21 protein-coding genes are annotated in these 25,826 nt (G+C 49.7%); 10 read left to right on the forward strand and 11 right to left on the reverse strand.

Going from position 1 to position 25,826, the window contains the following annotated elements; translation table 11 throughout:
- The first annotated feature begins 3 nt into the window (after window positions 1-3).
- The 3 genes from pgl (at window position 4) to J7I43_RS21550 (ending at window position 3,315) form a co-directional block, all read left to right on the forward strand.
- The gene (gene pgl, locus J7I43_RS21540) at window positions 4-729 is read left to right on the forward strand and encodes a 6-phosphogluconolactonase (RefSeq protein WP_209147939.1); all 726 of its coding nucleotides are present in this window, start codon (window positions 4-6) and stop codon (window positions 727-729) included.
- Between the two features lie 98 nt (window positions 730-827).
- Window positions 828-1,433 (forward strand): glutathione-regulated potassium-efflux system oxidoreductase KefF, encoded by a 606-nt coding sequence (gene kefF / locus J7I43_RS21545; RefSeq protein ID WP_209147940.1) that lies wholly within the window; start codon window positions 828-830, stop codon window positions 1,431-1,433.
- Between the two features lie 7 nt (window positions 1,434-1,440).
- Window positions 1,441-3,315, forward strand: coding sequence for a monovalent cation:proton antiporter-2 (CPA2) family protein (locus tag J7I43_RS21550; RefSeq protein ID WP_209147941.1), 1,875 nt, complete (start codon window positions 1,441-1,443; stop codon window positions 3,313-3,315).
- Window positions 3,316-3,371: 56 nt separating this feature from the next.
- Here the strand turns inward: J7I43_RS21550 and J7I43_RS21555 are convergent, their stop codons facing one another.
- The 3 genes from J7I43_RS21555 to J7I43_RS21565 are packed head-to-tail and all read right to left on the reverse strand — an operon-like array spanning window position 3,372 to window position 9,018.
- A complete protein-coding gene (locus tag J7I43_RS21555; protein ID WP_209147942.1) occupies window positions 3,372-6,548 on the reverse strand; it encodes an efflux RND transporter permease subunit in 3,177 nt (1,058 codons plus the stop codon).
- Window positions 6,549-6,554: 6 nt separating this feature from the next.
- The gene (locus tag J7I43_RS21560) at window positions 6,555-7,646 is read right to left on the reverse strand and encodes an efflux RND transporter periplasmic adaptor subunit (protein WP_209147943.1); all 1,092 of its coding nucleotides are present in this window, start codon (window positions 7,644-7,646) and stop codon (window positions 6,555-6,557) included.
- A gap of 10 nt (window positions 7,647-7,656) precedes the next feature.
- On the reverse strand, window positions 7,657-9,018 hold the full coding sequence (locus J7I43_RS21565; protein ID WP_209147944.1) for a TolC family protein: 1,362 nt from the start codon (window positions 9,016-9,018) through the stop codon (window positions 7,657-7,659).
- Window positions 9,019-9,150: 132 nt separating this feature from the next.
- On the opposite strand from J7I43_RS21565, the gene J7I43_RS21570 reads away from it, so the two are divergent.
- The 4 genes from J7I43_RS21570 to J7I43_RS21585 all read left to right on the forward strand — a co-directional run bounded on the left by J7I43_RS21570 (window position 9,151) and on the right by J7I43_RS21585 (window position 13,673).
- Window positions 9,151-9,990, forward strand: a complete 840-nt coding sequence (locus J7I43_RS21570; RefSeq protein ID WP_209147945.1) for an energy transducer TonB — start codon at window positions 9,151-9,153, stop codon at window positions 9,988-9,990.
- A gap of 382 nt (window positions 9,991-10,372) precedes the next feature.
- Window positions 10,373-11,671, forward strand: a complete 1,299-nt coding sequence (locus J7I43_RS21575) for a TlpA family protein disulfide reductase (protein WP_209147946.1) — start codon at window positions 10,373-10,375, stop codon at window positions 11,669-11,671.
- 25 nt (window positions 11,672-11,696) lie between these two features.
- Window positions 11,697-12,452 carry a hypothetical protein gene (locus J7I43_RS21580; protein ID WP_209147947.1) on the forward strand — a complete coding sequence of 252 codons (756 nt, stop codon included), beginning with the start codon at window positions 11,697-11,699 and terminating at the stop codon, window positions 12,450-12,452.
- Window positions 12,453-12,509: 57 nt separating this feature from the next.
- On the forward strand, window positions 12,510-13,673 hold the full coding sequence (locus tag J7I43_RS21585; protein ID WP_209147948.1) for a TlpA family protein disulfide reductase: 1,164 nt from the start codon (window positions 12,510-12,512) through the stop codon (window positions 13,671-13,673).
- Between the two features lie 189 nt (window positions 13,674-13,862).
- On the opposite strand, the gene J7I43_RS21590 is transcribed toward J7I43_RS21585, so the two are convergent.
- The 7 genes from J7I43_RS21590 to J7I43_RS21620 all read right to left on the reverse strand — a co-directional run bounded on the left by J7I43_RS21590 (window position 13,863) and on the right by J7I43_RS21620 (window position 21,961).
- Window positions 13,863-14,267, reverse strand: coding sequence for a hypothetical protein (locus J7I43_RS21590; RefSeq protein WP_209147949.1), 405 nt, complete (start codon window positions 14,265-14,267; stop codon window positions 13,863-13,865).
- 175 nt (window positions 14,268-14,442) lie between these two features.
- Entirely contained in the window at window positions 14,443-14,844 is a 402-nt protein-coding gene (locus tag J7I43_RS21595) for a hypothetical protein (protein WP_209147950.1), read from the reverse strand.
- A 150-nt stretch (window positions 14,845-14,994) separates the two neighbouring features.
- Complete coding sequence (locus tag J7I43_RS21600; RefSeq protein WP_209147951.1) at window positions 14,995-15,399, reverse strand: hypothetical protein; 405 nt, start codon at window positions 15,397-15,399, stop codon at window positions 14,995-14,997.
- A 93-nt stretch (window positions 15,400-15,492) separates the two neighbouring features.
- Window positions 15,493-15,966 carry a MauE/DoxX family redox-associated membrane protein gene (locus tag J7I43_RS21605; RefSeq protein ID WP_209147952.1) on the reverse strand — a complete coding sequence of 158 codons (474 nt, stop codon included), beginning with the start codon at window positions 15,964-15,966 and terminating at the stop codon, window positions 15,493-15,495.
- A gap of 253 nt (window positions 15,967-16,219) precedes the next feature.
- Window positions 16,220-17,605, reverse strand: coding sequence for a RagB/SusD family nutrient uptake outer membrane protein (locus J7I43_RS21610; RefSeq protein WP_209147953.1), 1,386 nt, complete (start codon window positions 17,603-17,605; stop codon window positions 16,220-16,222).
- Window positions 17,606-17,641: 36 nt separating this feature from the next.
- Entirely contained in the window at window positions 17,642-21,196 is a 3,555-nt protein-coding gene (locus J7I43_RS21615; RefSeq protein ID WP_209147954.1) for a SusC/RagA family TonB-linked outer membrane protein, read from the reverse strand.
- Between the two features lie 189 nt (window positions 21,197-21,385).
- A complete protein-coding gene (locus J7I43_RS21620) occupies window positions 21,386-21,961 on the reverse strand; it encodes an RNA polymerase sigma factor (RefSeq protein WP_209147955.1) in 576 nt (191 codons plus the stop codon).
- Window positions 21,962-22,392: 431 nt separating this feature from the next.
- Here J7I43_RS21620 and J7I43_RS21625 point away from each other — a divergent pair, with 431 nt between their 5' ends.
- Window positions 22,393-22,938, forward strand: a complete 546-nt coding sequence (locus J7I43_RS21625; protein ID WP_209147956.1) for an RNA polymerase sigma factor — start codon at window positions 22,393-22,395, stop codon at window positions 22,936-22,938.
- Between the two features lie 38 nt (window positions 22,939-22,976).
- Entirely contained in the window at window positions 22,977-24,113 is a 1,137-nt protein-coding gene (locus J7I43_RS21630) for a FecR family protein (RefSeq protein ID WP_209147957.1), read from the forward strand.
- Window positions 24,114-24,127: 14 nt separating this feature from the next.
- On the opposite strand, the gene J7I43_RS21635 is transcribed toward J7I43_RS21630, so the two are convergent.
- Window positions 24,128-24,541 carry a hypothetical protein gene (locus tag J7I43_RS21635; protein WP_209147958.1) on the reverse strand — a complete coding sequence of 138 codons (414 nt, stop codon included), beginning with the start codon at window positions 24,539-24,541 and terminating at the stop codon, window positions 24,128-24,130.
- Window positions 24,542-24,677: 136 nt separating this feature from the next.
- Between J7I43_RS21635 and J7I43_RS21640 the strand changes: the two genes are divergently transcribed.
- Window positions 24,678-25,820, forward strand: a complete 1,143-nt coding sequence (locus tag J7I43_RS21640) for a glycoside hydrolase family 18 protein (protein ID WP_209147959.1) — start codon at window positions 24,678-24,680, stop codon at window positions 25,818-25,820.
- Window positions 25,821-25,826 lie beyond the last annotated feature (6 nt).

Here is a 25,826-nt window from a genome sequence, read left to right on the forward strand (position 1 = left end):
TTTATGGAATTACATGTCGCAAAAGATATACAACAGCTGAGCGAGAACCTGGCTGCTTTTATCAGCCAGTACATCCAGGAAGTGCTGCAGAAACAGGAACGTTTCACTTTCGCCCTTTCCGGCGGCAACACGCCCAAGGCGCTGTACGCCCTGCTGGCAAAAGAGCCGTATGTGAACATGATCGAATGGAACAGGGTACATTTTTTCTGGGGCGACGAAAGGGCCGTTCCTTTCGAAGACGCACGTAACAACGCCCGCATGGCCTACGACGTGCTGCTCGACCAGGTGGGCGCGCTGCCAGAGAACATCCACGTGATGCGCACGGACATTGAGCCGGAAGCATCCGCGGCCGAATACGAAAAAACGCTGCACCGGTATTTTAAAGGGAAAGAAAATACCTTCGACCTCGTGCTGCTGGGCATGGGCGACGACGGCCACACCCTCAGTCTTTTTCCCGGCCTGCCCATCGTGCATGAGAAAAAAGCGTGGGTGAAAGCGTTTTGGCTCGAAGCGCAGGATATGTACCGCATCACCCTCACCGCGCCCGTTACCAATCTTGCGGCCCGCGTGGTGTTCATGGCCACCGGCTCCGGAAAGGCGCTCACGCTGAAAGCCGTGATAGACGGCGCGCCCGATCCCGACCGTTATCCTTCGCAGCTCATCCGCCCGGAAAATGGCGAGCTGCATTGGTTCATAGACGAAGCGGCGGCGGAAGCATTACAGGTATAAACACATTCCGGATATTGCAAATGATGACCGGGGGAAGGACATTAGGCTGGTTCGCCTAATCTCTTTAACTTCAGTCATCATTTGTAATTTATTGGAGATTGAAAGTACTGATCCTCTTCGCCCACCCGGCATTTGAGCGCTCCCGCGTTCATAGCAGGCTGATAAACGCCGCGAAACAGCAGCCCGGCGTTACCCTGCGCGACCTCTACGAAGTGTACCCCGACTTTGACGTACATCCGGACACGGAACAGCAGATCCTGCAAAAACACGACGTTATCATTTTTCAGCACCCGCTTTACTGGTACAGCGGCCCGGCATTGCTCAAACAATGGATGGACCTTGTGCTGGAGCACGGCTGGGCGTACGGAAAGGAAGGCGTTGCGCTGAAAGGGAAATACATGCTGCAGGTGATCTCCACCGGCGGCAACGAGCATGCGTACAGTCCTGAAGGGCATCACGGCCACCCCGTGAAACAGTTCATGCTGCCTTTCGAACAGTCCGCCAAACTCTGCAACATGGAATACCTTTCGCCGTTCGTGGTGCATGGCACCAACCAGCTCACCGAGCTGCAGCTGGACGAATACGCCGAACGGTATGCTACGCTGCTGCAAACGTTACAGGCAGACCGGCTGGACCTTCAGAAGGCACGGCAAATATCTGAGCTGAACAATCTCATTGCTTTACCACCCATCATTTCCAAATAAACCGGCTATGACGAACGAATCCTTTTTTTACCAGGCGCTGGTGTATCTCGCCACCATGGTGGTGTTTGTGCCGCTCGCCAAAAAACTGAACCTCGGTTCCGTGCTGGGCTACCTCCTCGGCGGCATCATCATCGGGCCGGCGCTGCTGGGGCTGATCGGTCATGGCGGGGAAGACCTGATGCATTTCGCCGAGTTCGGCGTGGTGATGATGTTGTTCCTGATCGGGTTGGAACTGGAGCCGTCGCTGTTATGGAAGCTGCGCGCGCCGATACTCGGGCTGGGCGGGCTGCAAGTGGCCGTTACTTCGGCGGCGGTCACGGGTATCGCGATGCTTGCGGGTTTGCCGTGGAACGAAGCTTTGGTGATCGGGATGATCCTTTCATTATCGTCTACCGCCATCGTGCTGCAAATGCTGGGCGAAAAAGGGCTGATGGGCTCCGCGGCGGGGCAAAGCTCGTTTTCCGTGCTGTTGTTCCAAGACATCGCGGTGATACCGATGCTGGCCATTTTCCCGCTGCTGGCGCCGGCCGGCGCGGTAATATCGGGGCAGGAGGAAAGTGCTTCGCTCATCGCCGGCCAGCCCGCATGGGTCAGAACGCTGATCGTGCTGGGCGCGGTAACGAGCCTGGTGATCGGCGGTCGGTACGTGGTGAAACCGATCCTGCATATTGTGGCGCGTACGGGGCTGAGAGAGCTTTTCACCGCTTCAGCCCTGCTGCTGGTAGTGGCCATCGCCGTGCTGATGACGCTGGTGGGTTTAAGTCCCGCTTTGGGCGCGTTTCTCGGCGGCGTGGTGTTGGCAAACAGCGAGTACCGTCATGAGCTGGAAAGCGACATAGAACCGTTTAAAGGGCTGTTGCTGGGGTTGTTCTTCATAGGCGTGGGCGCAACGATCGATTTTCAGCTGATCGTGGAGCATCCGCTGCTGGTAACGGGGCTGGTGTTGGGAATTATGGTTTTGAAATTCGGGGTATTGCTCGGGCTTGGAAAAATATTCAAACTAAGCCGGGAACAGAACCTGCTTTTTGCCTTCGCTTTGCCGCAGGTAGGCGAGTTCGCTTTTGTACTGTTTTCGTTCGCCGGCGGCGCCGCGCTGCTGGAAAAAGAGACTGTGAACGCTATGATGGCCGTGGTGGCCATTACCATGGCATTGACGCCGCTGCTGATGCTGCTGTTCGAGAAAGTAATACAGCCGCGTTTCGGCTGCGCCGCCGGACAGGGCGGGCGGGAGCCCGACCAGATCGACGAACACGAGCGCAACCCCGTGATCATCGCAGGTTTCGATCATTTCGGCACCATCGTGGGCCGTTTCCTGCGCGCCAGCGGCGTAAAAGCCACGGTGCTCGACCTGGATTCGGACAGGGTAGACCTGCTGCGCAAAATGGGCCTGAAAGTATATTACGGCGACGCTTCGCGCGCAGACCTCCTGAAATCCGCCGGGGCAGCGCAGGCCCGCATCATCGTGATCGCCATGGCCACGCCGGAGAAAAACCGCGAAGTGGTGGCCGCCGTCAAAAAACATTACCCGCACCTGCAAATGCTCGTAAGGGCCACGGATAACAACGATGCGTTCGAACTGATGAACGACGGCGTGCTGCGCATTTACCGCGAAACCGTGGACACCTCGCTGCGCCTGGCTTCCGACGTGCTGGAGCTGCTCGGCCGCAGGGCCTATCAAAGCCAGCGCGCCGCGCGCATGTTCCGCCGCTTCGACGAACGTTCGCTCAAAGGCCTTTCCGCTTACCGCGACGATAAACAATACGTAAATGTGGTACGGGAGCGGATCGAGGAACTGCAAAAAATGATACAGGCGGATGCCTATACGAATATGATGCTGCGCGATGCAGGCTGGGACCGCGACAACGCTGAAGAAAGGAACTAAAAAAATATTGCCGGGAGCGGCCCGGCAATATCAAAAAAATCACATCAGCGCAATGCTTAATGCTGGGAAAATTCTTCCGGCGGCCGGTTCTTCCCTTCTTCTTCCAGCTGCGCCAGCTTCTTTTTGCCGTATGCCAGTCTCGTGATCAGCACATACAGCACCGGAACGGAGAAAATGGCGAGCAACGTGGCGGCCAGCATCCCGCCTACTACGGTAAACCCGATATTCACCCGCGAAGCCGCACCGGCCCCGTGCGCAAATACCAGCGGCAGCACGCCCAGGATGAACGCGAACGACGTCATCAGGATAGGCCTGAAACGCAGTGCTACCGCTTCCAGCGTGGCTTGTATCAAAGGCATGCCCTTGTCCACCCGTTCTTTGCAGAACTCCACGATCAGGATCGCGTTTTTGGCGGAGAGGCCGATCAGTGTAATAAGACCGATCTGGGAATACACGCTGTTTGCCTGACCGGTAAGCCACAACGCCAGGATAGACCCGAAGAGGGCGACCGGAACGGCCAGCAGTACGGAAAATGGGACAGACCAACTTTCGTACAGGGCGGTAAGTAAAAGGAATACGAATAATATGGAGAGCATAAAGATCAGCATGCTCTTATTGCCCGCCTCGATTTCCTGCCGGGAAATATTGCTCCAATCGTAACTGAAGTTAGCCGGCAGCACTTTGGCAGACACTTCTTCCATGGCCTTGATGGCGTCGCCGCTGCTGTAGCCGGGTTTGCTGGTGCCGCTGATCTCCACCGAACGGTAAAGGTTGAAGTGATTGATCACCGGCGCGCCTGCGCCCAGCTTGTATTTGATCAGGCTGCTGAGCGGCACCATATCGCCGTTCAGGTTGCGCACGTAATAAGATTGCAGTTGGTTGATGTTTGTCCGGTAAGCAGTATCGGCCTGCAGCACCACGCGGAAGCTGCGCCCGAAGCGCGTGAAATCGTTCACGTACAAACCGCCGAGGAAGGTCTGCAATGCGCTGAACACATCGTTTACCGCCACGCCGAGCTGCTTGCAGCGGTCGCGGTCTACTTCCACGTTGTATTCGGGGGTGGTGGAACTGAAGAACGCATATGCCTGGGCTATTTCAGGCCGCTGGTTGGCCGCCATCAATACTTCCCGCAGCACGCGGTTGAATTCCGCGATGTCGTTGCCGGAACGTTGTTCCAGCACGTAAGAAAAACCGGAAGAGGTGCCCATCCCGCGAAGGGTGGGAGAGGGCAGCGCCAGTACCGTGGCTTCGGTGATCTGCGAAAGTTTGCCCTGTATGCGGCCGATTACGGTGCTCATATTTTGCCCGGTCTCGTACCTTTCGTCCCAGGGCTTGAGGTTCACAAACCAGGTGGCGGAGTTGGGTTTGTTGGCCCCCGCCACGAAGTTGATGCCCGCAACGCCCATGTAGTGGGCTACGGCCGGGTCTTCGGACAATATTTTGTTCACTCTTTCGGCTACTTCGCGCGTTCGCACGGAAGCCGCCGCATCGGGCAGTTCGAGGGCGAGGAACATCGCGCCCATGTCTTCCTGCGGCACAAAGGTGGTAGGCACTTTTTTGAAAAGGAAGAAGGCCGCGCCGAAAAGGATGCCAAGCAATACCAGGACGAAAGCAGTCTGTTTGATCGCCCTGCGCACGCCATGGGTGTATCTTTCGGTGAAACGGCCGAACCATTTGTTGAACCGGTAATGCAGCGCGTTGAGCCCCCTTGATTTTTCATTCAGCTGCGAAGGCCGCAGCATGATGGCGCAGAGTGCAGGCGTGAGCGTTAGTGCGAGGAAGGCGGATAATATCACGGAAAACGCGATGGTGAGCGCGAATTGCTGGTACAGCTTTCCGCTCACGCCCGGGATGAAGGCCACGGGCACGAACACCGCGGCGAGTATCAGGCCGATGGCGATCACCGGCGCCTGCACTTCGTGCATCGCGCGGTAGGTGGCTTCCAGCGGCGTCATGCCGTTCACGTCGATGTGATGCTGCACCGCTTCCACGACGACGATGGCATCGTCTACCACGATCCCGATCGCCAGCACGAAACCGAACAGCGTAAGGGTATTGATGGAAAAACCGAGCAGCGTGAAAAAGATAAAAGTGCCGATGAGCGAAACGGGAATTACCAATACCGGCACCAGCGTAGCCCTCCAGCTTTGCAGGAAGATGTACACCACCAGCACCACGAGCGCCAGCGCTTCCAGGAAAGTCTGCACCACTTCGTTGATGGATATCTTCACGAATGAAACCGTTTCAAAGGGGATCAGCCAGTTCACGTCCGGCGGGAAGGTTTTGGCGAGCTCGGTCATTCTTTTTTCCACGCGTTCCGCCACGTCCAGTGCGTTGGCGCCGGGGGAAAGGTAGATGGCCATCCCGGTGCCCGGCTTGCCGTCTGCCCGCACGTCTATGGCGTAGCTGAACGAGCCGAGCTGTTGGCGGGAAACGTCTTTCAACCGCACGAGCGAACCGGTTTGCGGGTTGGTGGCCACGATGATGTCGCCGAACTCGTCCGCGGTAAGCAGGCGGCCTTTTACTTTTACGGTGTATTCGAACGCCTGGTTCCTGTTGGCGGGCGGCGCGCCGATAATACCGGCCGGCGCCTGCGTATTTTGTTCCTGGATGGCCCTCGCCACGTCTGTAGTGGAAATGTTGAGGTTAGCCATCTTATCGGGATCGAGCCAGATGCGCATGCTGTAATCGTTGGCAAAGGCGGTTACGTCGCCGATGCCGTTGATGCGCGCGATCTCGGGTTTGAGATAGATGTTGAGATAGTTTTCCAGGAAAGATTTATCGTGCGTGCCGTTCGGGCTGTTCAGCGCCAGCACCATCAGCATGTCGTTGGAGCGTTTTTTGGTGGTTACGCCCACCCTGCGCACATCGTCCGGAACGGAAGGCAGCGCGAGGCTCACGCGGTTCTGCACGTCCAGCGTGGAGATGTCCGGGTTCGTGCCGATCTCGAACGTTACCGTGATGCTCATGGAGCCGTCGTTAGCGCTTACAGACTGGAGATACATGGCGCCGGGCGTACCGTTCACCTGGTTTTCGATGGGCGTGGTCACGGTTTCTTCCACAGTGGTGGAGTTGGCCCCGATATAATTCGCCGTTACCGATACCGTGGGCGGCGCAATGTCCGGCAGCTGCGCCACCGGCAGGTTCACCATGCAAATGAGCCCTACGATCACCAGGATGATGGCGATCACGATCGTGGTATTTTTCCTTTCTATGAACGTTTTCGAGATCATGTGCCTTTATTTTACAGTCACGGTGTCGCCCGGTTTTATTTTCTGAATGCCGTCCACCACTATCCGCTGGCCCGCCTGCAGGCCTTTGTTGATGATCATCAGGCTGTCTACGATCGGTCCTTTTTCGATGGGCACGGACTGCACCACGTTGTGATTATCCACGGTATACGCTTTCACTTCGCCCAGCAGCTCTACAATGGCTTTGGACGGAATGGCGATCTGGTTATCCGTATGATAGCGTATCTGTACAATCGCCGTCATGCCCGATTTGAGCGTTTCTTCCTTGTTGGGGAAAGAAAGGCGCACGCGCAGCGTGCCTGTTTTGGGATCGACGATATTGTTGATGAGCAGCACCTTGCCTTCCTGCGGGTATACGCCGCCGTTGGGGAATGCAATAAAATATTTGACGCCGCCCGGGTCTTTTTTCATATTGCCCACAAATTCCGCGTAGCGGCTTTGCGGGATGTCGATGTCCGCATAGATCGGGTCTTCGTTCACCAGCGTATTGATGGTAGTGGAGCCGGCGGTGACCAGGTCGCCGATGCGGAGCATCGCGATGCCGATCTTGCCATTCATCGGGGCGCGGAGCACGGCATGACTGATATCGGTGCCGGTTCTTGCGCGCGAGGCTTTTGCCGCTGCGAGAATGGCTTCGGCTGTTTTAACGGCGGTGAGCGACTGGTCTACGGTCTGGCGGCTGATCGCGTCCTGTTTCAGCAGGTTGGCGTACCGTTCGTAGTCTTGTTTTTTTTGCGCCAGGTCTGCCTCGGCCTGCAGCACGGAAGCGTTGGCCTGGTCGTAGCTGGCCTGGCTGCGGCTTTTGTCCACTTCGTACAACACCTGTCCTTTTTTGACGGTACTGCCGTCTTTGGCGTGTATGGCCTCGAGGTAGCCGGTAACGTCTGACCGTATGTCTACGATCATGTTGCCGATGAGGGTGGCCGGGAAACTTTCGGTAACGACGTGCGAAGCAGATTTTACTTCATATACGGTTACCGCCGGGCGAGGCATAGGGCCGCCGGCGGGTTGCTGTTTTCCTTTGCAGGCGGCTGCCAGCAAGGGTATCAGCATTAAATACGTAATGCGGGTGCGTTGCATAACCATTGGTTTATTCCGTTTTGATCTTGCCCATCGCCTGGTCCAGCTTCACTTTGCTTACCAGGGCATTGATCAGTGCGGTGATATATTCGTTCTGCGCCTGTTTGAGGTTATTGTCTGCGGAGATAACGTCGAGGCTGGTGGAAACGCCCTGTTCGTATTTCAGCACTACACGGTCGTACACGCCCTGCGTCAGCTCGATATTTTTCTGCTGGGTGATATAAGACGCGTAATTGTTCCGGTATTGCGTCCATGCGTCGCGCACTTGCAGTTGGATCTGCTGGTTGAGATAATCCAGGTCGTTTTGCGACTGCTGCAGGGTGATGGCGTATTGTTTCGCCTGGTAAATGCGTTCCGTGCCCGCGAAAATGGGCCAGGAGAGCCGCAGCCCGAGGGCGGATGCGCCGAAACCGGTTTTGTAAAGCTCCGAAAATTCCCCGCCGAACCAGTTGTAGCCATAGTTCACAAAAGCGTTCAGCGTGGGCAGGAACTCGAGTTTTTTGCTTTTGAGGTTGAGCCGGTTCAGCTCTACCTGCACGCGCTGCATGGCGTATTCGGGGCGGTCTGCCACGGAATAGTTCAGGCTGTCCGGCAAAGGCCCGCCGGTAAAGTTCTGCACGTTTTCCTCGATTTCGAGCTGCGCGCTGAGCGGCATGCCCATGCTGTATTTCAGCACGTCGTAGGCGTAGTTCCGGGTGCGCTCGAGGTTGGCGCGCTCGTTTTCCACGCTGTTGAAGCTGGCCTGGATGCGGTCTACGTCTATCCTTTCGGCGACGCCTTCGGTATAACGGGCTTTGGTGTCTTTGAGCGTTTTGCCGAACTGCGCCAGGTTGGCGTCTACGATGCGGATGCTTTCGATAGCGACGAGCACGTCGAAATAAGCGACGCTCACCTGTACGCGGGTGTCGATGGCGGTGCGCTGGAGGTCGCGCACGGAAAGCTCGTCATATACTTTGGCGGCGCGCAGGCCGAGGAAATAATCGCTGTTGAAAAGCGTTTGCGTGGCTTCGCCGGTGAGGGACGAAGAGAACTTGGTGCCGAACTGCACGGGTATCTTTTGCGTGGGATCGTTCACAAAATCCGGTATCAGCGAGGTTTGCAGCTTGAGGTTATCGGTAAAGTTGCCGGTAACGCTTACATGGGGCAGCAGGCGGCCTCTCATTTCGCGGATCCGCTCCCGGCTGGACTGCCGGCTGAGGCGTGCGTTCACCACGTCGTTCTGGTGGGCGGAGGCATATTGGATGCATTCATCGAGGGTGAAAACATACGGCCCGGTACTGTCCTGTTGGGCGAACAGGGCCTTTACGGCCAGCAGGAGCACGACAGTCAGCAAGGTTTTGCGCATGGTTATGGAGGGTAGCCAGCATCTCATACGGATAGAAAATTCAGATTTAAAAGCCGGTAACACTAGTAAAGAACAACCCTAAGTTAAAAAGGTTCAACGAGTTATTCTGCTGTTTATGGAAAATATTTTCCGGGGCATCTTCCTTTTAAACTGACTGCTATGGAAACAACCAAATTCTTCAAACCAGATTTTCTCGACATTCTTTTTAACGACCGGAACAAAGATTACGGCGCTTACGACCTTCGCCGCCGGTACGATAAACGTGTACGCAATGCCGTTATAGGCATGGGCTGCATCGTGTTGCTGATCATTGGCGGGTATAGTTTGAGCACGCGGCTGAAAGCGGGTGAAGTAACCGATAGGCCCCGTATTGAAGTAAAACCGATCGCGCCGATCGACGTGGAGCTGGAAAAACCACCGGTAACCCCGCCTCCTCCCGCGCGTGTAGAGCCGCCCGCCGCCAGTTTGCCGATGGTTAAACATCCTACGTTCGTGGTCACGGAAGACGACAATGTGCGGCCGGAAGACGAAGTGCCGAAGAACGACCAGCTGCAGGACGTTTCGATCGGGCTGAAAAATGCGGAGGGCGTGGCAGACGGTGTGGACAATGGCGCGCCTGTTGGCCCTACCGGCTCCGGGGTGGTGGAAGCGCCAAAGGCGGAGCCCAAGAACGAGGGGCCGCAGGTTTTCGTGGAGATCATGCCTGAATTTCCCGGTGGTGAAAAGGCTTTGGCCGCTTTCCTGAACAGGAACATCCGTTACCCGGCCGCAGCTTCTGAAATCGGCGTGGAAGGCACGGTGTTCGTGAAGTTCGTGGTGGGGGCAGACGGGGAGATCAGCAATGTAGAGCTGGTGGGGGCGAAAAAAGGAGCCGGGCTGGATGAAGAAGCGTTAAGGGTGGTCAGGAAAATGCCGGACTGGAAGCCCGGGAGGCAGAACGGGAGGAATGTGGCGGTGTATTTTAATTTGCCGATAAGGTTTGTGTTGGAGGGGGAGTAGGGTACAATTTTGTGAAGGAGAGTAAATAAAATATTGTTGCATTTTTCAGTTAAGTCAGATTAATGTGGATCTCTGTGTCGATAGTTCACATTAATTTTTATTTTTCTGATTTTTCTTTTTTTGATATACAATTGATTTTCAATTAATTTTTAAGAAAATATTGTTTGAGTCTTCTCATGCTTCACCCTTTTTTGCCCATTTAGTGTCTTAATAAGACTGATGGGGAAATTTTTGTAAACAGTAGAACTATTATTTGCAGAGGCTATTTCGAGAATGTCTTTCTGCATCTGTCAATCTCAGGCTTACAAATTTCAGCTTTGCTGCAGTTATCTTTTGGGTTTCTACGAGGCAAACAAAATGATAAACTTGAAAATCATGTGTAATGTCAAAAAAAGTCAATAGTTCATTTTTTTTGTGCTTAATAATAGCTTTTGGAGGTGTAGGGCCCGTTTTGGGCCAGAGTGATGGCAACAGTCAGATTTCTGACAGTCAAAATAAAAATTCCAGTGTTACTAGTGTGCGCACTTCATCTGCGGTCGGCGGCAGTACTGGAGAGAACGCGAATATAAAAACGGTGTCTGCAGCGGACAGCATATGGAATCGTTTGTTGGAGATAGAACGTAATCTAGAGAACGATATCATTACGGTTGAGACCGAAAAGAACCTTGAAGTTGAAGCTCGTGAATATTTGAAGATTGGCCTGTTATTCTGGAAAAACTATCCCGATGATCAGCGAAAATACCAATGGGCCACTTCGCGTCTTTTAAATACTTTGAAATTTTGGCAAGATGCTGAAAAAGGAGCGGAGGCGTCATTAAAATCCGAATATTATTCTTCCCCGGTTGACCGGGATCTGTTAAACCGGTGGGGCAAAAATCAGCTAATCTTACAAGCGGAAATAAAGAAAACCCCTACTTTGTCCGCAAAACGAAAGATCGATTATTTTACCAAAGACCTCAGGCAGGAACTAACTGCTTCGAAGAATGATGAGTACCGTGGCAATACGGAAGATTTCCTGGAGAGGGTCGTATGGAAGTTGGATAATTGCCTTTCCGTTATCGGAAGTGGAAACCCTAAAAACGCGTTACTCATTCTGGGTATGTTGTTTCTCGGAACAGACAATTACAATTTGTCGTTCCAGGACTTAAGATATCTTCTGAACCGGTATGAGAATCATCCGAATCCGCAAATGAGGGCCTGGGTTGAGCAAAAGTTGAGGCTGTTGGACCTTGATAACATACCATTGCGATTCTCCGGAACATCTATGGACGGTCAGGAAATTAACCTTGAGAGATTGAAGGGAAAAGTAGTGTTACTTGACTTCTGGAATATCTATTGTTCAGTTTGCATCGAACGGATGCCTGCGGTAAAAGCCGCTTATGATAAGCTCAGAAAAAGTGGGTTTGAAGTAATTTCGATGTACGCGGGGCCGGATTCCGACACAGCGAAGATCAAGGAGATTGAGGAGCGTGTGGGGACTGACTGGCCGGTGGTAATTCTTGGAAACGCGAGCGAGGGAGGCCAGGGTATTCCTGTATGGAACGACATGCGCAACCGATATGGCTTTCAATTTGTACCGCAATTGCTTCTGCTGGACAAGAACGGGAAACTTGCGAGGCTGAACGGTTCACTGATGGATCGGGATATTACGACGGAGATTGAGCGGGTACTGAAAAAATGAAGATTAAATAATTATTAGAACGATAATGGATTGGACGTTTTTTGTACGCCTCGTGGCAGCATGCCTGTTTTTGTCGGTATCGAATAATGCGACATCACAGGTTTTAAACCGGTACAGTATTAGTTTTCAACTGGAAGATATAAAGGATGGCACCTCGGTATACCTTCTGGATAAAAACGGTCAACGTAAGACGGAAGGTAAATTTGTAAATAACAAATGCATCTTGCAGAGCACTGATTCGCTCCCTGGAACCCCTGTATTGATTAAACTTGAAACGCTTCCGGATACAAAATACTTCGTCTTAGGAAAAGATGAGCATGTTCAGGTAACCGGCCGTTTGGCAGACTGGCCCTGGGTTTCTGTTTCAGGAGGGCCACTGCAGAATGAATATAACGATTACCAGGCCACGATCCAGGCGCCATTTACGGCTGAATTGAAGCGTTATGAAGCTGTGATGATAAAGGTAACAGGTACTAAAAAAAGGCAGGAATGGGTAAGAAAGGCAAATCAGCTTAACGGGAAGGACTCTCTGGACGCGGTTTTTGCCAAACATGCCTATGAGATGGCCGACCTCCTTTATCGAAAAAATACCCTTGGCTGGATTTTGTTAAACCCTCAATCTTATTACACTCCCCTTTTAATCCTGAAATGGTGCCCAAAGGAGGCCTGGAAAAACGCATATCAAATATTATCGCCGGAAGTCAAAGTAGGTTTTTACGGGGAAAGATTGAGAATGGGGGTTGAAAACAAACTGGATCCTTCTCTCCATTTTGCATTATAACAAAAAGGGATGTTTTCCCTGGAATTTTTCACTATAACTGGTATTTAAATCAAACTTATGACGTTGAAACGTTTTTTACTGCTTATAGCAGCTTTTTTTATACATCACTCCACATTCTCACAGAACGGATTAAAAGTAAAGATATTCGGGGATTTCGAGAACCTGCCGGACGGTAGAAGGTTTTATCTGACAAATGTTACCAGGGACAATACTGAAGACACGTTGCAAATAGTAAAGTCTTCCTCCGGGAAAATCGAGTTCAATATTAACAGCTTAACATTCGGAGAATATGTCTTTGTTCGCGCTGAGATTGATTCGGCAGATACGAAGCGAACCTGGATATTATTGATCATAGACACCTCCGAAATCAAGCTTTCAGGTGACTTTGGAAAGTGGCCGGAGGCGATCAGAAACACCTCGGTAGCGACTGCCGTTTACCAGGGTTTTTTCGATCAGTATGAGGCTTATACTAACGCATTGCCTAAATCGATCGTGGACAATTCCTTTGATACGGCAGTGGATAGAAGAAACAAAGACAGCCAGAAAATATTTACGAAAAATTACATAAATGAACATATTAATTCTTCTGCTGCGGCATTTTTGATATACGGTAGAAAAAATTTAAACGCCGAAGAAAAAGCTGAAATGTATAAAAAATTACAACCTAATGTTCGGGATAGCAAAGGAGGACTTATGCTCAAACAGCAGATTGCGTATCAAAAAATAAGAGAAACTTACAAAGCAGGTGTAAAAATACCTGATTATGTTGTGGAATTGCCCGATGGAAAAAAACGCGCAGTTTGGGATATGGTCGGTGAAGCAAAATATACCCTGATTGATTTTTGGGCATATTGGTGCGGACCCTGCAGGAAGGAAATGCCAGGACTTAAAGAGGTATACTCCGATTTTACCAATAAAGGATTCAATATTATCGGTATTTCTATCGATCCAAACCGTTCGCAATGGAAAAAAGCTTTATCAGAAATCGATACCCCATGGGATCATGCTATCGATACCGAGAATACCTCTAAGGAACTGTTTTCGCTGGAATTCATACCGGGTTATGTTTTGCTTAACCAAAAAGCTGAGATCGTCGCAATGGATATTATTGGTCAAAAGATAGTGGACAGTTCCCTTCTTGGAGAAGTTTACGATGATATTAAACTAACAGGTGAGGGTTTACACAAAGTACTCGGCAAATTATTGAATGACAAAAAATAGTTTGATTTTTACCAATATCAATGAAAAAGGTCGGGCATTGCCCGACCTTTTTCATTGATATTGGTGGTTCACGACGTAAAAGTTCATAAAATCTAATTTAGAGTTGTCAGGAGAGGGGAAGCTTCATTATAAAATGCGTTTTGATCACCGTTCTTGTGAAAGAAATGCATCTAGCTAAAAGATTTGATCTCAGAAATCGGGTTTGCAGATAACCTCCGTAACCACGTATCGTTTTGGACCGCCATCACCAAGTTCCAGTAAAGTAGATAGGGTGTAGTTTGGATCTTGCGGATCGCCTTCCCGCACCATAACACAGCAGAATTTTCGATCTGAAGGAGGGCACAACATAGTGCCAGGACTGGAACTAGCGATCGATGCATTAGTCAAATATATTTTACCTTGGCTAATGATTGCGGTTTCCGCAACTGAGCAGTAGGTAAAATCCTCAGTTAAAATAGATGAACTGACGCCGTTTGTTACTATAATTGCGGTGAAACAACGGTCTGTTGACTCTTTGCTGGCTTCGAATGCATAGGTAACGCTAACAGCCAGAAGGGCAACGATCAGAGCAAAGCTCAGTTTTAAAGATTTCATTTTATCTCGTTTTAATGTTAACTAATAGAGTTTTTACCCGTTCCCAGCAACGGTTGTTCCTTTGCCGCATTAGAGTAAAACCAGAAAACGGCAAAAACAAGATGCTGGCCGGATGTACAGATGTATAAACGGCCAATAACTATGGGAAGAAGAGTGTTTTAAGTGTTCAGCTATCCTACACTGCCGGCCGGCAGAAAACATCGGTAACTGTGTACCGCTTAGAACCATCTCTCAAGTTCAATAAGGCAGACAACAGGAAATTCGGATCCTGGGGGGTAGCTTCGACAAGGTTGACACAGCAGAAGGACACGTTAGAAGGAACGTAATATACTTCGTTTTCGAGGGAATTCGGAAGAGAAGCGTTAATCAAATATATTTTGCCCTGATCATGAACCACGCTTTCTGCAGTCTGGCAATTTGCAACACCAATGCTCAGAGTAGTGGGAGCAATTCCGTTTGTAACGGTGACAATAGTAAAGCAACGGGTAGTGGTCATGCTGCCGGCTTTTGAAACATAGGTGAGGCCGGTGGTTAGTACAGCAATGATCAAGGCGAGGCTCAATTTTAAAGTTTTCATTTATTTAATTTGAAGGTAACTAAAAAATGAGGTGCTGCCCGGCTGAAAAAGGCTGGTACGGTATAGGAGGAAAAGTAGCAAGAGTTAACCCGCTGCGGGGTTAACTCTTGCCATATTTGACTTACTTTTTCATTGTGTCAATAATTTGACTTACGGCTGCGGTTTGCAGAAAACGTCGCTAACTACATAGCGTTTTGCGGAACCATCGCCCAGGTCCAGTAAAGCGGACAGTTGGAAGTTCGGATCCTGAGGATCGCCTTCAACCAGGTCAACGCAGCAGAACCTCTGATCAGAAGGAGGACACAGATTCTCGCCGTCGATAGAATTAGCTACAGAAGCGGCAGTCAGATATATTTTACCTTGGGTGATGATTGCAGTTTCTGCGGCTGCGCAAGTGTTGATGTCCACAGTCAAGGAGGAGGGAGAAACACCGTTAGTTACGGTGATAGCAGTGAAGCAACGGGTAGTAAGTCTGCTACCAGCTTTGGAAGCATAGGTAACGCCAACAGCCAGAACGGCAATGATCAGAGCGAAGCTCAATTTCAAAGTTTTCATTTTGTCTTTTTTAAATGTTAACTAATAATGGTTTTACCTGTTTTTTCAAGACCGGTTAACTTGTTATTGCGCAATATTTTGATAAGTGGGTAATTAAGGCTTTCCCATTTTCAGGTACTTTCGCTGCAGGAAAAACCCAATAAGGGAAATAATCGTTAGGAAAATGTTCAGTGCCAGGTGTTGCGACCAGTTTAGCCAGCCAACTATGCCACCGCAGCTGCAAGGGAGATGTGGCATGGTCACCATGAGATAAGCGACATACCAGGTGAAGAATACCATCAAGAGAAAGGAGCCGAACAGACCCACCACGCGAGTTCTTTTAATAATTAAAAGAATGGATAGCAGGATTTCCAGGCTTGGACCAACGATGGCAGCAAGGTTGGCATTTTTGTAGAATACGGGTGATTGCCGCATCTGAATCTGCAAACCGCCGAAATCCATTAGCTTACTGACGGAGGTATGAAGCCATACGATTAGAAGAATGGCAACGATGGCTTCTACTGTCCATTTCCGGAGTTTCATGGGGCGTTGCGGGAGGGTATGGATGGGAATAGCTTTTTCTCTCATGATTACCTGTGGGTTTATGGTGAAAATATTTGCCTTAAACAGTTGATTGATGTAATTATATATATACCATAAATTGCTTGATACGAACTTTGTTGGGATACGGGTTTTTCTGACTCTGATTCTCAACGTGTCTTTTAAAGATTTATCCAAAACTAGGAGTTGTCACTGCAGAAAGATTTCAGGGTCAAAAAAAAGTTAAAAAAAAAAGACAACCAATGAGGCGGTTGTCTTTTTGTTAGAGATGTTAATGAGTTTATTTTTCCCAGCCGCTATTCTGCGAAATTCCGCCCTGTTCAATAACGTCGTCCGGTATAGGAAAAGAATATTTATAGCTGTTGGGCTCAAGCGTGTATGTTTGACCAAGGACCTGTCTTGTAATGGTTTGTGCAAAACGGGGATCTTTATTCAGGCGTTTCAAATCCATCCAACGCACCCCCCTGAAGTTTAATTCCTTTTTCCGCTCTGTAAGAACAAGTTGAAGTGCTTCCAATTCTGTGTCGGCTTGCAGATCGATATAGGGGACGGATTTGCTCCACCGAGACTTAAGCAGAGTGTTGAGTACTTGCATGGCTTCCGGTATTTTGTTTAACCGTGCATAACACTCTGCCTGGATCAGGTATGCTTCATCTGTTGCGAACCCGTTAAATAAGTTGGTCGTAATGGCTTCATAATTCCCTTTAAATGAAATAGCTCCAGTCGTAAGGGTCGATCTGTAAAAGACCGTTTTTCTGAGATCACCCGGTTGGTATTGGTCGAGATATGTTCTTTCAACAAGCGCGGAGGTTACTGCTCCATCAACAAAGTTACTATGAAGTAAGACCTCTGTATTATACCTGCCGATAGTGGTCCTGATTGAAGGTATTTTGCTGAAGTCGAGCAGAGTTGAGTTTTGTGCAAGAACGAGGTTGATGTTTCTGAGAGTTTCCTCATAGCTATCCATATAGAGATGGACCCGGGCTAAAAGAAATGCCGTTGATGCCTTGGATGGTCTTGTTAAGATGCTTACTTGTTGGGGAAGCAGCTTGTACGCTTCGTTTAGATCAAGCAATATTCTTTCGAAGGTTTTTTCGAGTGTGCTTCTTTCATTGGGTGTGGTTAGATCTGAAGTTTGCCTGAGCACTACTCCTGGAGAAGTAGCTGCGGTCGTTTTGTCGTAGGCCGCCGCATACGTTGTAGCCAATTCAAAAAATACCCGTGCCCTATTAAAAAGCGCCTGTCCTTTGATGTTTTTCCATTCTATTGCTACCGAAGGATTGCTTGTGTCGATTTTTTCCAGGCCTTCGAGAATAACATTGTCTGTGAGGACTTTTGCATAGGAGCGATTCCAGGTTGAAACTTTATCATGCCGCACAGTTTTAGACCAGATATATGCATCTGTACTGGCTCCTTTGGGGAAAATCTCGTATCGTGCATCTTGCAGGTAATGCAGGTCGCTAGCAATTTCTCCCAACACGGGATATTGTTGGAACGTAAGCAAATTGTCCAAGAGGTTTTGGAAATCCGCCAATTTATCCGGCACAGTTGTCTGCTTGTCTGCTTTTTCATCGAACCATTCTTTGGAGCAGCCGGAGAGAAAGGCAGAAAGTAGCACCAAAATGAGGGATGTGGAAAGCTTGGAATATGACCTGAAATATGTCATGATGAATTATTTTTAAAGTATTCGCGAATGGAATTGTCAGAAACTAACGGTTAACCCTGCTGCTACGCTCTTGGGAGGCGGAAGAAGATATCCTGTCAACTCGGGGTCGAGGTTGTATTTATTGGCACGCCATATAATGCCGAGATTGTTCGCGACAGCATATATGGAAATGCTCTTTAATACTGATAGTTTTTTGGTGATATTCTGCCCCAAATCGTAGCTAAGACGGATATCTTGCAACCTGATGTGATCTCCTTTTTCAACCAGTACATCAGAAAGACTGTAGAAATTATCTCTTGCCTGGTCTGGTGTTGCCGGTAGAGATGGAACGGTGGTCGAATTCTCGTCACCCGGTTTCTGCCAGCGGAGAGCATAGTCACCATGTCCCGAAAAATTGGCGTATATGTTATAGTAATTGACAGAAGTGCGGGTAAAGACGTAATTGAACTTAAAGGTAATGTTACACGACAGCGAAACGTTCTTGTAACTGAATGTATTGATCAGCGAACCGAATACGCGGGGAGTTGTGCTGCCCAGGTAAGAAAGTTCCTCTGTTTTGAATTCCTCAATAAAGCTAGTATAGCTTCTCTTTTCGCCATTTACATTTGCGGTAGGATCGCCGGTTTCGGGGTCAAGACCCCCAAATGGGAATGCAAATATTTTTGCGATGGGTTTGCCGATTATTGGGGCATCGTATCCTGTTAAATAGGAAGCGGGCGTAATACCGCTTTGATCATAATGTGTAATTTTGTCAGTATTATAGCTCAGATTAAAGTTGGAAGTCCATTGGAGATCCTTCTTAACATTAACAGTATTTAATATAAGGTCAATGCCGCTACCTTTCATATTTGCGTAATTACCGGTATAGAAGGTCACTCCCGTTGTTGCGTCGATAGGAATCGCCCCGATCAGATTAATGCCCTTTTTCTTATAATATTCGAGAGAGCCTTGTACCCTGTTCGAGAGTAGCCGGAAGTCTATCCCGACGTTAAAAGTGCCGATTTTTTCCCAGGTTAAGCCAGGGTTCGGCGGGGTAGATATTACCGCAGACGGCAGGTTGTGATAGGCATTGTCGGGAGCGTGTATCCTGGCCGTTGGCAACGATGTCGCTTTATTATTGAGATTCCCGTTATACCCGTATGTAATTCGCAGGTTAAGATACGATGCCCAGGATACCCTGTAGAAATTTTCGTCGGAGATCATCCATGAGATCCCGGTAGACCAGAGTGGTATCATTCTTTGATTGCTTTTGGCTCCAAGGAAGTTACTTTTGTCTATCCTGCCGCTTGCGGTAATTGTATACCTGTCGTTAAAAGTATATGCCGCATTTCCAAGGAAGCTTTCAAACCGATTGAGGAAGCCTCTTTCGACGTCGCTAAGTGGGATTTTGCTTGAACCACGATAGCCGGAAGGCCTGAGTGTGAAAATGGTATTGTAATCCATGTTGGTCGTTGAAATGCCTGTGGCAGGATCATACCCGTACTGGGTTCGCGAAGAACTGGAAGTCGCGGATTCACTGGATTCGTAAGCAAGAATAGCATTTACCCTGCTCCTTTCCCAACCTTTGTTGATATTTAACTGCGTCCGGATATTCCAGAATCTACCTTCTGTGTTGTTTGTATTGTAGATTGCGCCAAGCGGCACCGGGTATATGGTTGCCCCTGTGGCGTCCTGGTATACGAAGTTGTTGATGAGGTTGCGGGTTCCATACATATCGAGGTTGGCAAGATCGCTTGTAATGCCTATTCTCTTCTCGTATTGACCTCTTACTTCTGCACTCATCCAGTCAATAAATGAAAACCTGAGATGCCCGCCCAGGCGCGTGCTGTATTGCTTGCTGGAGGCATTTTTGTTTCTTAGTTCCTCCAACGGCCTGTAATACCAGTCGAGTAATCCCGGAGCGCTCACTGTGTCGAGATATGCATCGCGCAAAGTTCCGATTGTCGGCACAGGCAAAGGTTTTCCACTCTCGTCCGCAAACCGTACATAAGGCGGGGTGAGGGATGTATTCCCAGTAGGCATGAAGCCGGAATAATCCAGGCCATTAGATTTACCGTTTGCCTGGGTATACACGATATAAGCTCCAATCTCTGTTTTATCAATAGGTTTGAAGGTGTTGTCGAACCGGAGGGTATAACGGCCGGCGTCGTTACGCTTGATATTTCCCCGGTTTTTGTCGTATCCGAAGGATAAATAGTAGTTATTCTTAAGAGAGCCCCCGCTGACATTGACATTGTATTGCTGATTTATTTCTGTTTGGAGCAGGTATTTGTTAAGATCATCGCGTACATCATGCGCCGAAAGCGCGTTGAGTTGGGCGTCGAGTTCCACCTGGGATATCTCCCCTCTTCGGTGTGCAAGCAATAGTTCCACAACAGCGGTGGTGGGTGCAAAATAGCCGATGGATGGATAGATATCGTCAAACGCATTAAATTCTCCTGCTTCGAACCTTTTTTTTTCAAGCTCAATCTCATCTTTTGAAGACATAAGATTTAGGTAAGAAAGATCCGGTTTTTCGATAAAGTTTACGTTAGTGTTAAACCGGACTGTTGGCTTTTGATTATATGATCCTTTTTTGGTTTTAATAACGATAACACCGTTACCAGCGCGGGCTCCCCAGATGGAAGCAGATGCTGCGTCGCGAAGGACCGTTATGGACTCAATGTCGTTGGGATTAAGATTATTAAGCACTATTGCGCCTTCAAATGTTGTTTCGTCGTAGGGAAAGCCGTCCACTACAACAAGCGGTTTCATATTTGCATTAATTGTACTGAACCCGCGTATACTGATATTGGTCTTAATGCCTTTCTCTGGTTTTAGGCTGCTGGTAACATTTATTAGCCTATCTAGGATATTTGTTGAAACGGTTCGGTTTAATATTTGATTATCAAGCTGAACGAACGAACCCGTGGCTCTTTCTTTCGGGATGTCCTGATAACCCGTGGAAAATACTTCAACTGACGCGATCTCAGTAATCGCGGAATCCAGCGGAACTCTTATTTCTGTTCTTCCGTTAATCTTAACCTGTTTAGTTTCAAATCCGACAGACGATATCACAAGTGTTGCGTTTGCGGGAACTCCCAAAAATGTAAATCTTCCTCTTGCATCGGCGCCCTGACCGCGTGGTAAACCTTTTAAGGTCACAGTTGCTCCTGAAAGAGGATTTCCTTTTACATCCATCACAACACCCGAAACATTGATTTTAGGGACGCTGTCTGCTGCTATCTCAATCACTCCTTTCTCCGGCACCGCCCCCCCCTTACTCAACACTACTCCCCTATCCTTCACCCGCCAGCTCACATTCTTCCCTTTCAGCAACACGCCCATCACTTCCGTGAGCGAAGCTTTGGTAACGTTCACGCTGGCGGGAACGGAACCGTCTATAATGGAGCGGCCGTAGTAGAAAGTAAGCCCGGTCTGCTTTTCAATAAGTTTAAAGATGTTTTCAATTGGTTGGTTGACTACATGCAGCGTGATACTGGAAGTATCGTCGAGAATAGAAGAAGAGGCTGCCTGTGTTTTCAGGGTGAGCACAAGCAGGAATAGAAATGCCCGCTTCGCCCACGTCTGGCAAAGGTAGTGTTGTTTCATGATCAAATTTTAACTGGTAATGCTAGTCCTTATTCTTAATGTCTATTGTATGCCTGGAGCGTATACACATGACTGTTAGAAACGAATGAATCGGTTGACAGATTTTTTTAGATTTTTTATGACTGATAAAATCAATTTGCTTTCATACCGCTGCAGCCGGAGATGGGATCAACGGCTGCGCTACATATGTCAGAAGAGGAAAAACGAGAGGCCGATCAAAAGGCGTAACAGGTGCCGCATTTCTCGGAACGCATTCCGGGCCAGCGACAGCTGCGTTTTTATCGTATCCTTCGTAAGCCCCAGCTTTGATGCCGCTTCCTTGTACGATAAATTTTCATAGTAGTACATCTGTACCACTCTGCGCCGCTTAAATGGTAACTTGGACAGCAGGTACTGGATCTTGAAATCAAGGTCCTTCTGTTCGTCGATCGATACCGCATCCGGTGATGCGCCAATGTTCAGCAGGTCCGTTCCGCTGTTGTATTCGGTTTTAACGATATCGCTCCTGTCCGACCGGATGTACACCAGGCACCTGTTCCGGACAGACTGGTAAAGATACCCGCGGATATCTTCGATATTCCCCCATAGGTTAGGCGATGCGCACAGTTTCGTAAATACGTCCTGAACAGCGTCCTTCGCGTTTTCCTCGTTGTGCAGAAAACTGTGCGCATAATTGCACAGCGGCTTATGATAAGCCTTGAACACCGAGGTGAATACTTCCATGTCTCCTGCCTGCAGGCAGGACAGTACATACGAATTGTCCATTCCGTAGCAAAGTTGAGGTAAAGGTGAACAAATAAGGGAAGATGGGAATTTCGGCTTAAGTATAACTTGAAGAAGTATTCTCAAAACATACAAAAGTTGCGATTGAATTTGTTTCCGGTTCGCAATTCAAAAATGCAAAATAAAATAATAACAAAGGTTAACCGAATGTTAACTCAACAAGAAAGCATCTGAGAAGGATTTTTGCTTGTAGTATTGTAACTGTATTAGGTTTGACTGTTGTTTTCTTTGGTTAATTATCAGGAATTTTACCCATTCGTTTCACCCTTTTTTAACAAATTTGTGTCCACCGTTTTTTTACAAATTTCCCCCCGAAATCACCGTTTGTTAACAAGAAATAATGACTAACATGTTTGTATCTTTGTACTGCGATCATACCGCAGTTGCAACATTTCACATAACCTGTTACTTTTATGGACATGTTAAGCAAAGATGATCACAGGCTGGTAGCAGCCTGGAAAAACGGGAATCAACAGGCTTTCAACGAGTTGTTCGGGAAATATTACCGGCCGCTCTGCAATTACGCTTACAGCTTTTTGCACGATCAGGATGCCGCTAAAGATATCGTACAGCAGATCTTTACCGGTATGCTCGCCGGTAAACTCCACCTCCGCCTCGACGCTACCATCAAATCGTACCTCTACGCCGCCGTGCACAACCGCTGCCTCCGTGAGCTCGAAAATCAGAAAAGACGGAAATTCCATCTCGAACGTTACGCGCAAACCAGCCAGCATACTGATAACCAGCCAGATAACGAAGACAATTTCCACAATCTCCGTAAACACATCTCCGAACTGCCCAGGCAACGCCGCGTAGCCCTCGAACTTTTTTACCTCGAAGGACATAAACAAATGGAAGTGGCCCGGAAAATGGGCATCGCCTTGTCCAGCGTAAAAACACACCTGCATCTCGCCCTTGCCACCCTCAGGGAAAAAATGCACAATTCACGTATTTACTGATTTTTCACCCTTTAAGGGATAGTTTTGCATCTTATAGTATGATGAAAGATAACTTGCGTTTATACGAGCTCCTGCTCAAACAGCATTATTACGGCGATCTCACACCGGAAGAAAGAGAGGAATTAAAGGCCTTCGAAGCCCTTAACCCACGCTTCTATGAATACCAGGCGCAAATTCAGCAGGTGCCCATCGAAGAAGCCCGTTCGTTTTCCGGGAATATCGACAGCGATGCCGCTCTTGAAGACGTGATCGCCCGGGCCAACCGCCTCCGCCGGAAAACCCGCGTCCGCAAAATGCTCGCCGGCACCGCCGCCGTGGCCGCCGCCGTTATGCTCGTTATTTTTCTCCGCCCGCAACAGGAAGTATCCGTTTACCAGGCCGCTCATACACCCAATCATTCCGGCGCTACCCTTACCCTCGCCAGCGGTGAGCTGATCGCCATGAACGACACCGGGCGCCAGGCCATCGTTGCAGGAGTTACCACTCTCAATAATAATAACCGCTCGCTCACATTCGCCGAAGGCGCCCCCGAAGCCGGCAACGGCCTCAATACGCTCACCGTGCCGGCCAAACTCGATTTCCAGATCGAACTGCCGGACGGTACGAAAGTATGGCTCAACAGCACCACCCGATTCCGCTTCCCCTTTCGCTTCAACGGCGATACCCGCGAAGTGTTCATCGACCAGGGCGAAGCCTATTTCCAGGTAGCGCAGAACGCCAACAAACCTTTTACCGTACACACGCCTTCCGGCCCCGTTAAAGTGCTTGGCACCGAGTTTAATGTAAACGCTTATACGGAAGGAAAAGTAATTACCTCCCTCGTGTCAGGCAAAGTCGCCGTTTCCAGCGGCGCCCGCACTATCGAGCTCGCGCCCGGCAACGAAGCCGTGGCAAAAGAAGGAGAGCTGATGAAGAACAAAGACTTCGACATGACCAATACCCTCAGCTGGCGCGAAGGCATTCATTATTTCAACAATGCCACCATCTCCGAAGTGGGCATAATGCTCAAACGCTGGTTCGACGTGGAGCTTGTGATCGACAACCCGCACGCTGCTGCCGTGGAGATTCGCGGTAAATTGTTCCGCGGTCAGCCCCTCAATAATTTCATCACCCAGATCAACGACACAAAACTCGTTACCTTCTACTGGCAGAACAACGAGCTTCACTGCCGGTAACCAGCGTATAGCGCTTATCGGATTTCCTTGCAATACACCGCCTCAACCTTATATTTTTTAAAACCTTCCCCAAGATCAAGGAAAGGAGAGCAGTTATACTCCGGATCAGCCGGTGATGTTTCACTTACCGTCAGGCAGCAAAAAAAATCACCCCCGCCACAGACATCTCCACCCGGAATAGAGTTCGCAAGCGATGCCGACGCAACGGTCGGATGGCTGGCGGCCAGTTCCGTCGCTTCGCTGCAAAGCGCAGGCGGATTGGCGTTCCCGTCCAGGATCACATAACTGCCCATGCAGTTAAATAAACCCACTTCCGTGAAACACCTGGTGATCACTCTTTTGCCAAAAATGCCGGCATGTGTGGTGAGCGCGGCGCTCATCGCGAGAATGGCAACGAAAAAAGCAAAGTTGAATTTGAACGTTTTCATGTGGAATGTTTTAAAAATGAATGAAAATAGGCGCTGAAATTAACCGCCCCCGCCGCAGCCGCACAGCAGCAAAGATTTGCCTCCGAAGCCGCCCGCCACGACTTGATTTCACCCGTAAATCCCCTATATTTAACCCATGCGTTACCCAGCCAAAACCATTATCGCCGCTTCCGCCGCCCTGCTGCTTACAGCGGCCATGGCGTTCAAAAGACCCGGCCCGCCGGCCCCCAAACCCGTCGTAATTGCCTACGTTGGCGGATTTCGCGGCCTCATCGCCGATCCCGACGCGATAGAGGTGGAAAAACTCACGCACATCAACTACGCTTTTGTAGACGTGAAAAACGGCCAGGCATGGCTGACCAACGAAAAGACCGATACCGTCAACTTCCGCAGGCTCAACGCGCTCAAAACGCGCAACCCGGCGCTGAAAATCCTCATCTCCATCGGCGGCTGGGCCTGGAGCGAAAATTTCTCAGACGCCGTGCTCACCCCCGAAAACCGCGCCCTTTTCGCCCATACCTCCGTGGACATTATCCGGAAATACAGGCTGGACGGGGTGGACATCGATTGGGAATACCCCGGCGTGCCCGGCGAAGAAGGCAATGTGTACCGCCCGGAAGACAAACAGCACTACACGCTCATGTTCCAGGCCATCCGCGCTTCGCTGGATTCCCTCGAAAAAGAGACCGGCGGCAAATACCTGCTCACCACGGCCGTGGGCGGCGGTAAATATTTCATCGAGCACACGGAGATGGACAAAGCCCAGCAATACCTGGACTTTGTGAACATTATGAGCTACGATTACAAAACCAACGGCACCGGCATCGCCGGTCACCATACTAACCTGTACGGCTCTACGAAGGACAGTACGGAAGCCTCTGCGGACCGCTCCGTGCAATATTTCCTGCGGGCCGGCGTGCCTGCCCATAAGATCGTTATGGGCTGCGCGTTCTACGGCCGCGGCTGGCAATTGCCTGACGGTCATAAGCGCGGCCTGAACCAGCAGGCCGTGAAAGGCGCGCGTGGCGGGGGATACACCCGGCTCAAAGACAGCCTGATGACGCAGGGTTACAAACGCCACTGGGACAAACGCGCCAAAGCGCCTTATCTCTGGAATCGCGATCAGCACATTTTCATCACTTACGACGACGAACGCTCCGTGCGCGAAAAATGCCGCTACGTCAAAAAACACGGCCTCGCCGGCGTGATGTTCTGGGAATATTCCAGCGACCCGAAAGGGTACCTGCTCGGCAGCATTCATAAAACTTTCAACAAATAATTACGC

It is taken from the genome of Chitinophaga chungangae (assembly GCF_017742215.1).
Taxonomy (GTDB): domain Bacteria; phylum Bacteroidota; class Bacteroidia; order Chitinophagales; family Chitinophagaceae; genus Chitinophaga; species Chitinophaga chungangae.

Coding starts and splice junctions, on each gene's coding strand:
- J7I43_RS21590 (WP_209147949.1), bottom strand. CDS start 14,267: ATGAAATCTTTAAAACTGAGCTTTGCTCTGATCGTTGCCCTTCTGGCT.
- pgl (WP_209147939.1), top strand. CDS start 4: ATGGAATTACATGTCGCAAAAGATATACAACAGCTGAGCGAGAACCTG.
- J7I43_RS21615 (WP_209147954.1), bottom strand. CDS start 21,196: ATGAAACAACACTACCTTTGCCAGACGTGGGCGAAGCGGGCATTTCTA.
- J7I43_RS21550 (WP_209147941.1), top strand. CDS start 1,441: ATGACGAACGAATCCTTTTTTTACCAGGCGCTGGTGTATCTCGCCACC.
- J7I43_RS21625 (WP_209147956.1), top strand. CDS start 22,393: ATGGACATGTTAAGCAAAGATGATCACAGGCTGGTAGCAGCCTGGAAA.
- J7I43_RS21555 (WP_209147942.1), bottom strand. CDS start 6,548: ATGATCTCGAAAACGTTCATAGAAAGGAAAAATACCACGATCGTGATC.
- J7I43_RS21600 (WP_209147951.1), bottom strand. CDS start 15,399: ATGAAAACTTTGAAATTGAGCTTCGCTCTGATCATTGCCGTTCTGGCT.
- J7I43_RS21580 (WP_209147947.1), top strand. CDS start 11,697: ATGGATTGGACGTTTTTTGTACGCCTCGTGGCAGCATGCCTGTTTTTG.
- J7I43_RS21610 (WP_209147953.1), bottom strand. CDS start 17,605: ATGACATATTTCAGGTCATATTCCAAGCTTTCCACATCCCTCATTTTG.
- J7I43_RS21575 (WP_209147946.1), top strand. CDS start 10,373: ATGTCAAAAAAAGTCAATAGTTCATTTTTTTTGTGCTTAATAATAGCT.
- J7I43_RS21620 (WP_209147955.1), bottom strand. CDS start 21,961: ATGGACAATTCGTATGTACTGTCCTGCCTGCAGGCAGGAGACATGGAA.
- J7I43_RS21570 (WP_209147945.1), top strand. CDS start 9,151: ATGGAAACAACCAAATTCTTCAAACCAGATTTTCTCGACATTCTTTTT.
- J7I43_RS21630 (WP_209147957.1), top strand. CDS start 22,977: ATGATGAAAGATAACTTGCGTTTATACGAGCTCCTGCTCAAACAGCAT.
- J7I43_RS21605 (WP_209147952.1), bottom strand. CDS start 15,966: ATGAGAGAAAAAGCTATTCCCATCCATACCCTCCCGCAACGCCCCATG.
- J7I43_RS21565 (WP_209147944.1), bottom strand. CDS start 9,018: ATGAGATGCTGGCTACCCTCCATAACCATGCGCAAAACCTTGCTGACT.
- J7I43_RS21585 (WP_209147948.1), top strand. CDS start 12,510: ATGACGTTGAAACGTTTTTTACTGCTTATAGCAGCTTTTTTTATACAT.
- J7I43_RS21595 (WP_209147950.1), bottom strand. CDS start 14,844: ATGAAAACTTTAAAATTGAGCCTCGCCTTGATCATTGCTGTACTAACC.
- J7I43_RS21640 (WP_209147959.1), top strand. CDS start 24,678: ATGCGTTACCCAGCCAAAACCATTATCGCCGCTTCCGCCGCCCTGCTG.
- J7I43_RS21560 (WP_209147943.1), bottom strand. CDS start 7,646: ATGCAACGCACCCGCATTACGTATTTAATGCTGATACCCTTGCTGGCA.
- J7I43_RS21635 (WP_209147958.1), bottom strand. CDS start 24,541: ATGAAAACGTTCAAATTCAACTTTGCTTTTTTCGTTGCCATTCTCGCG.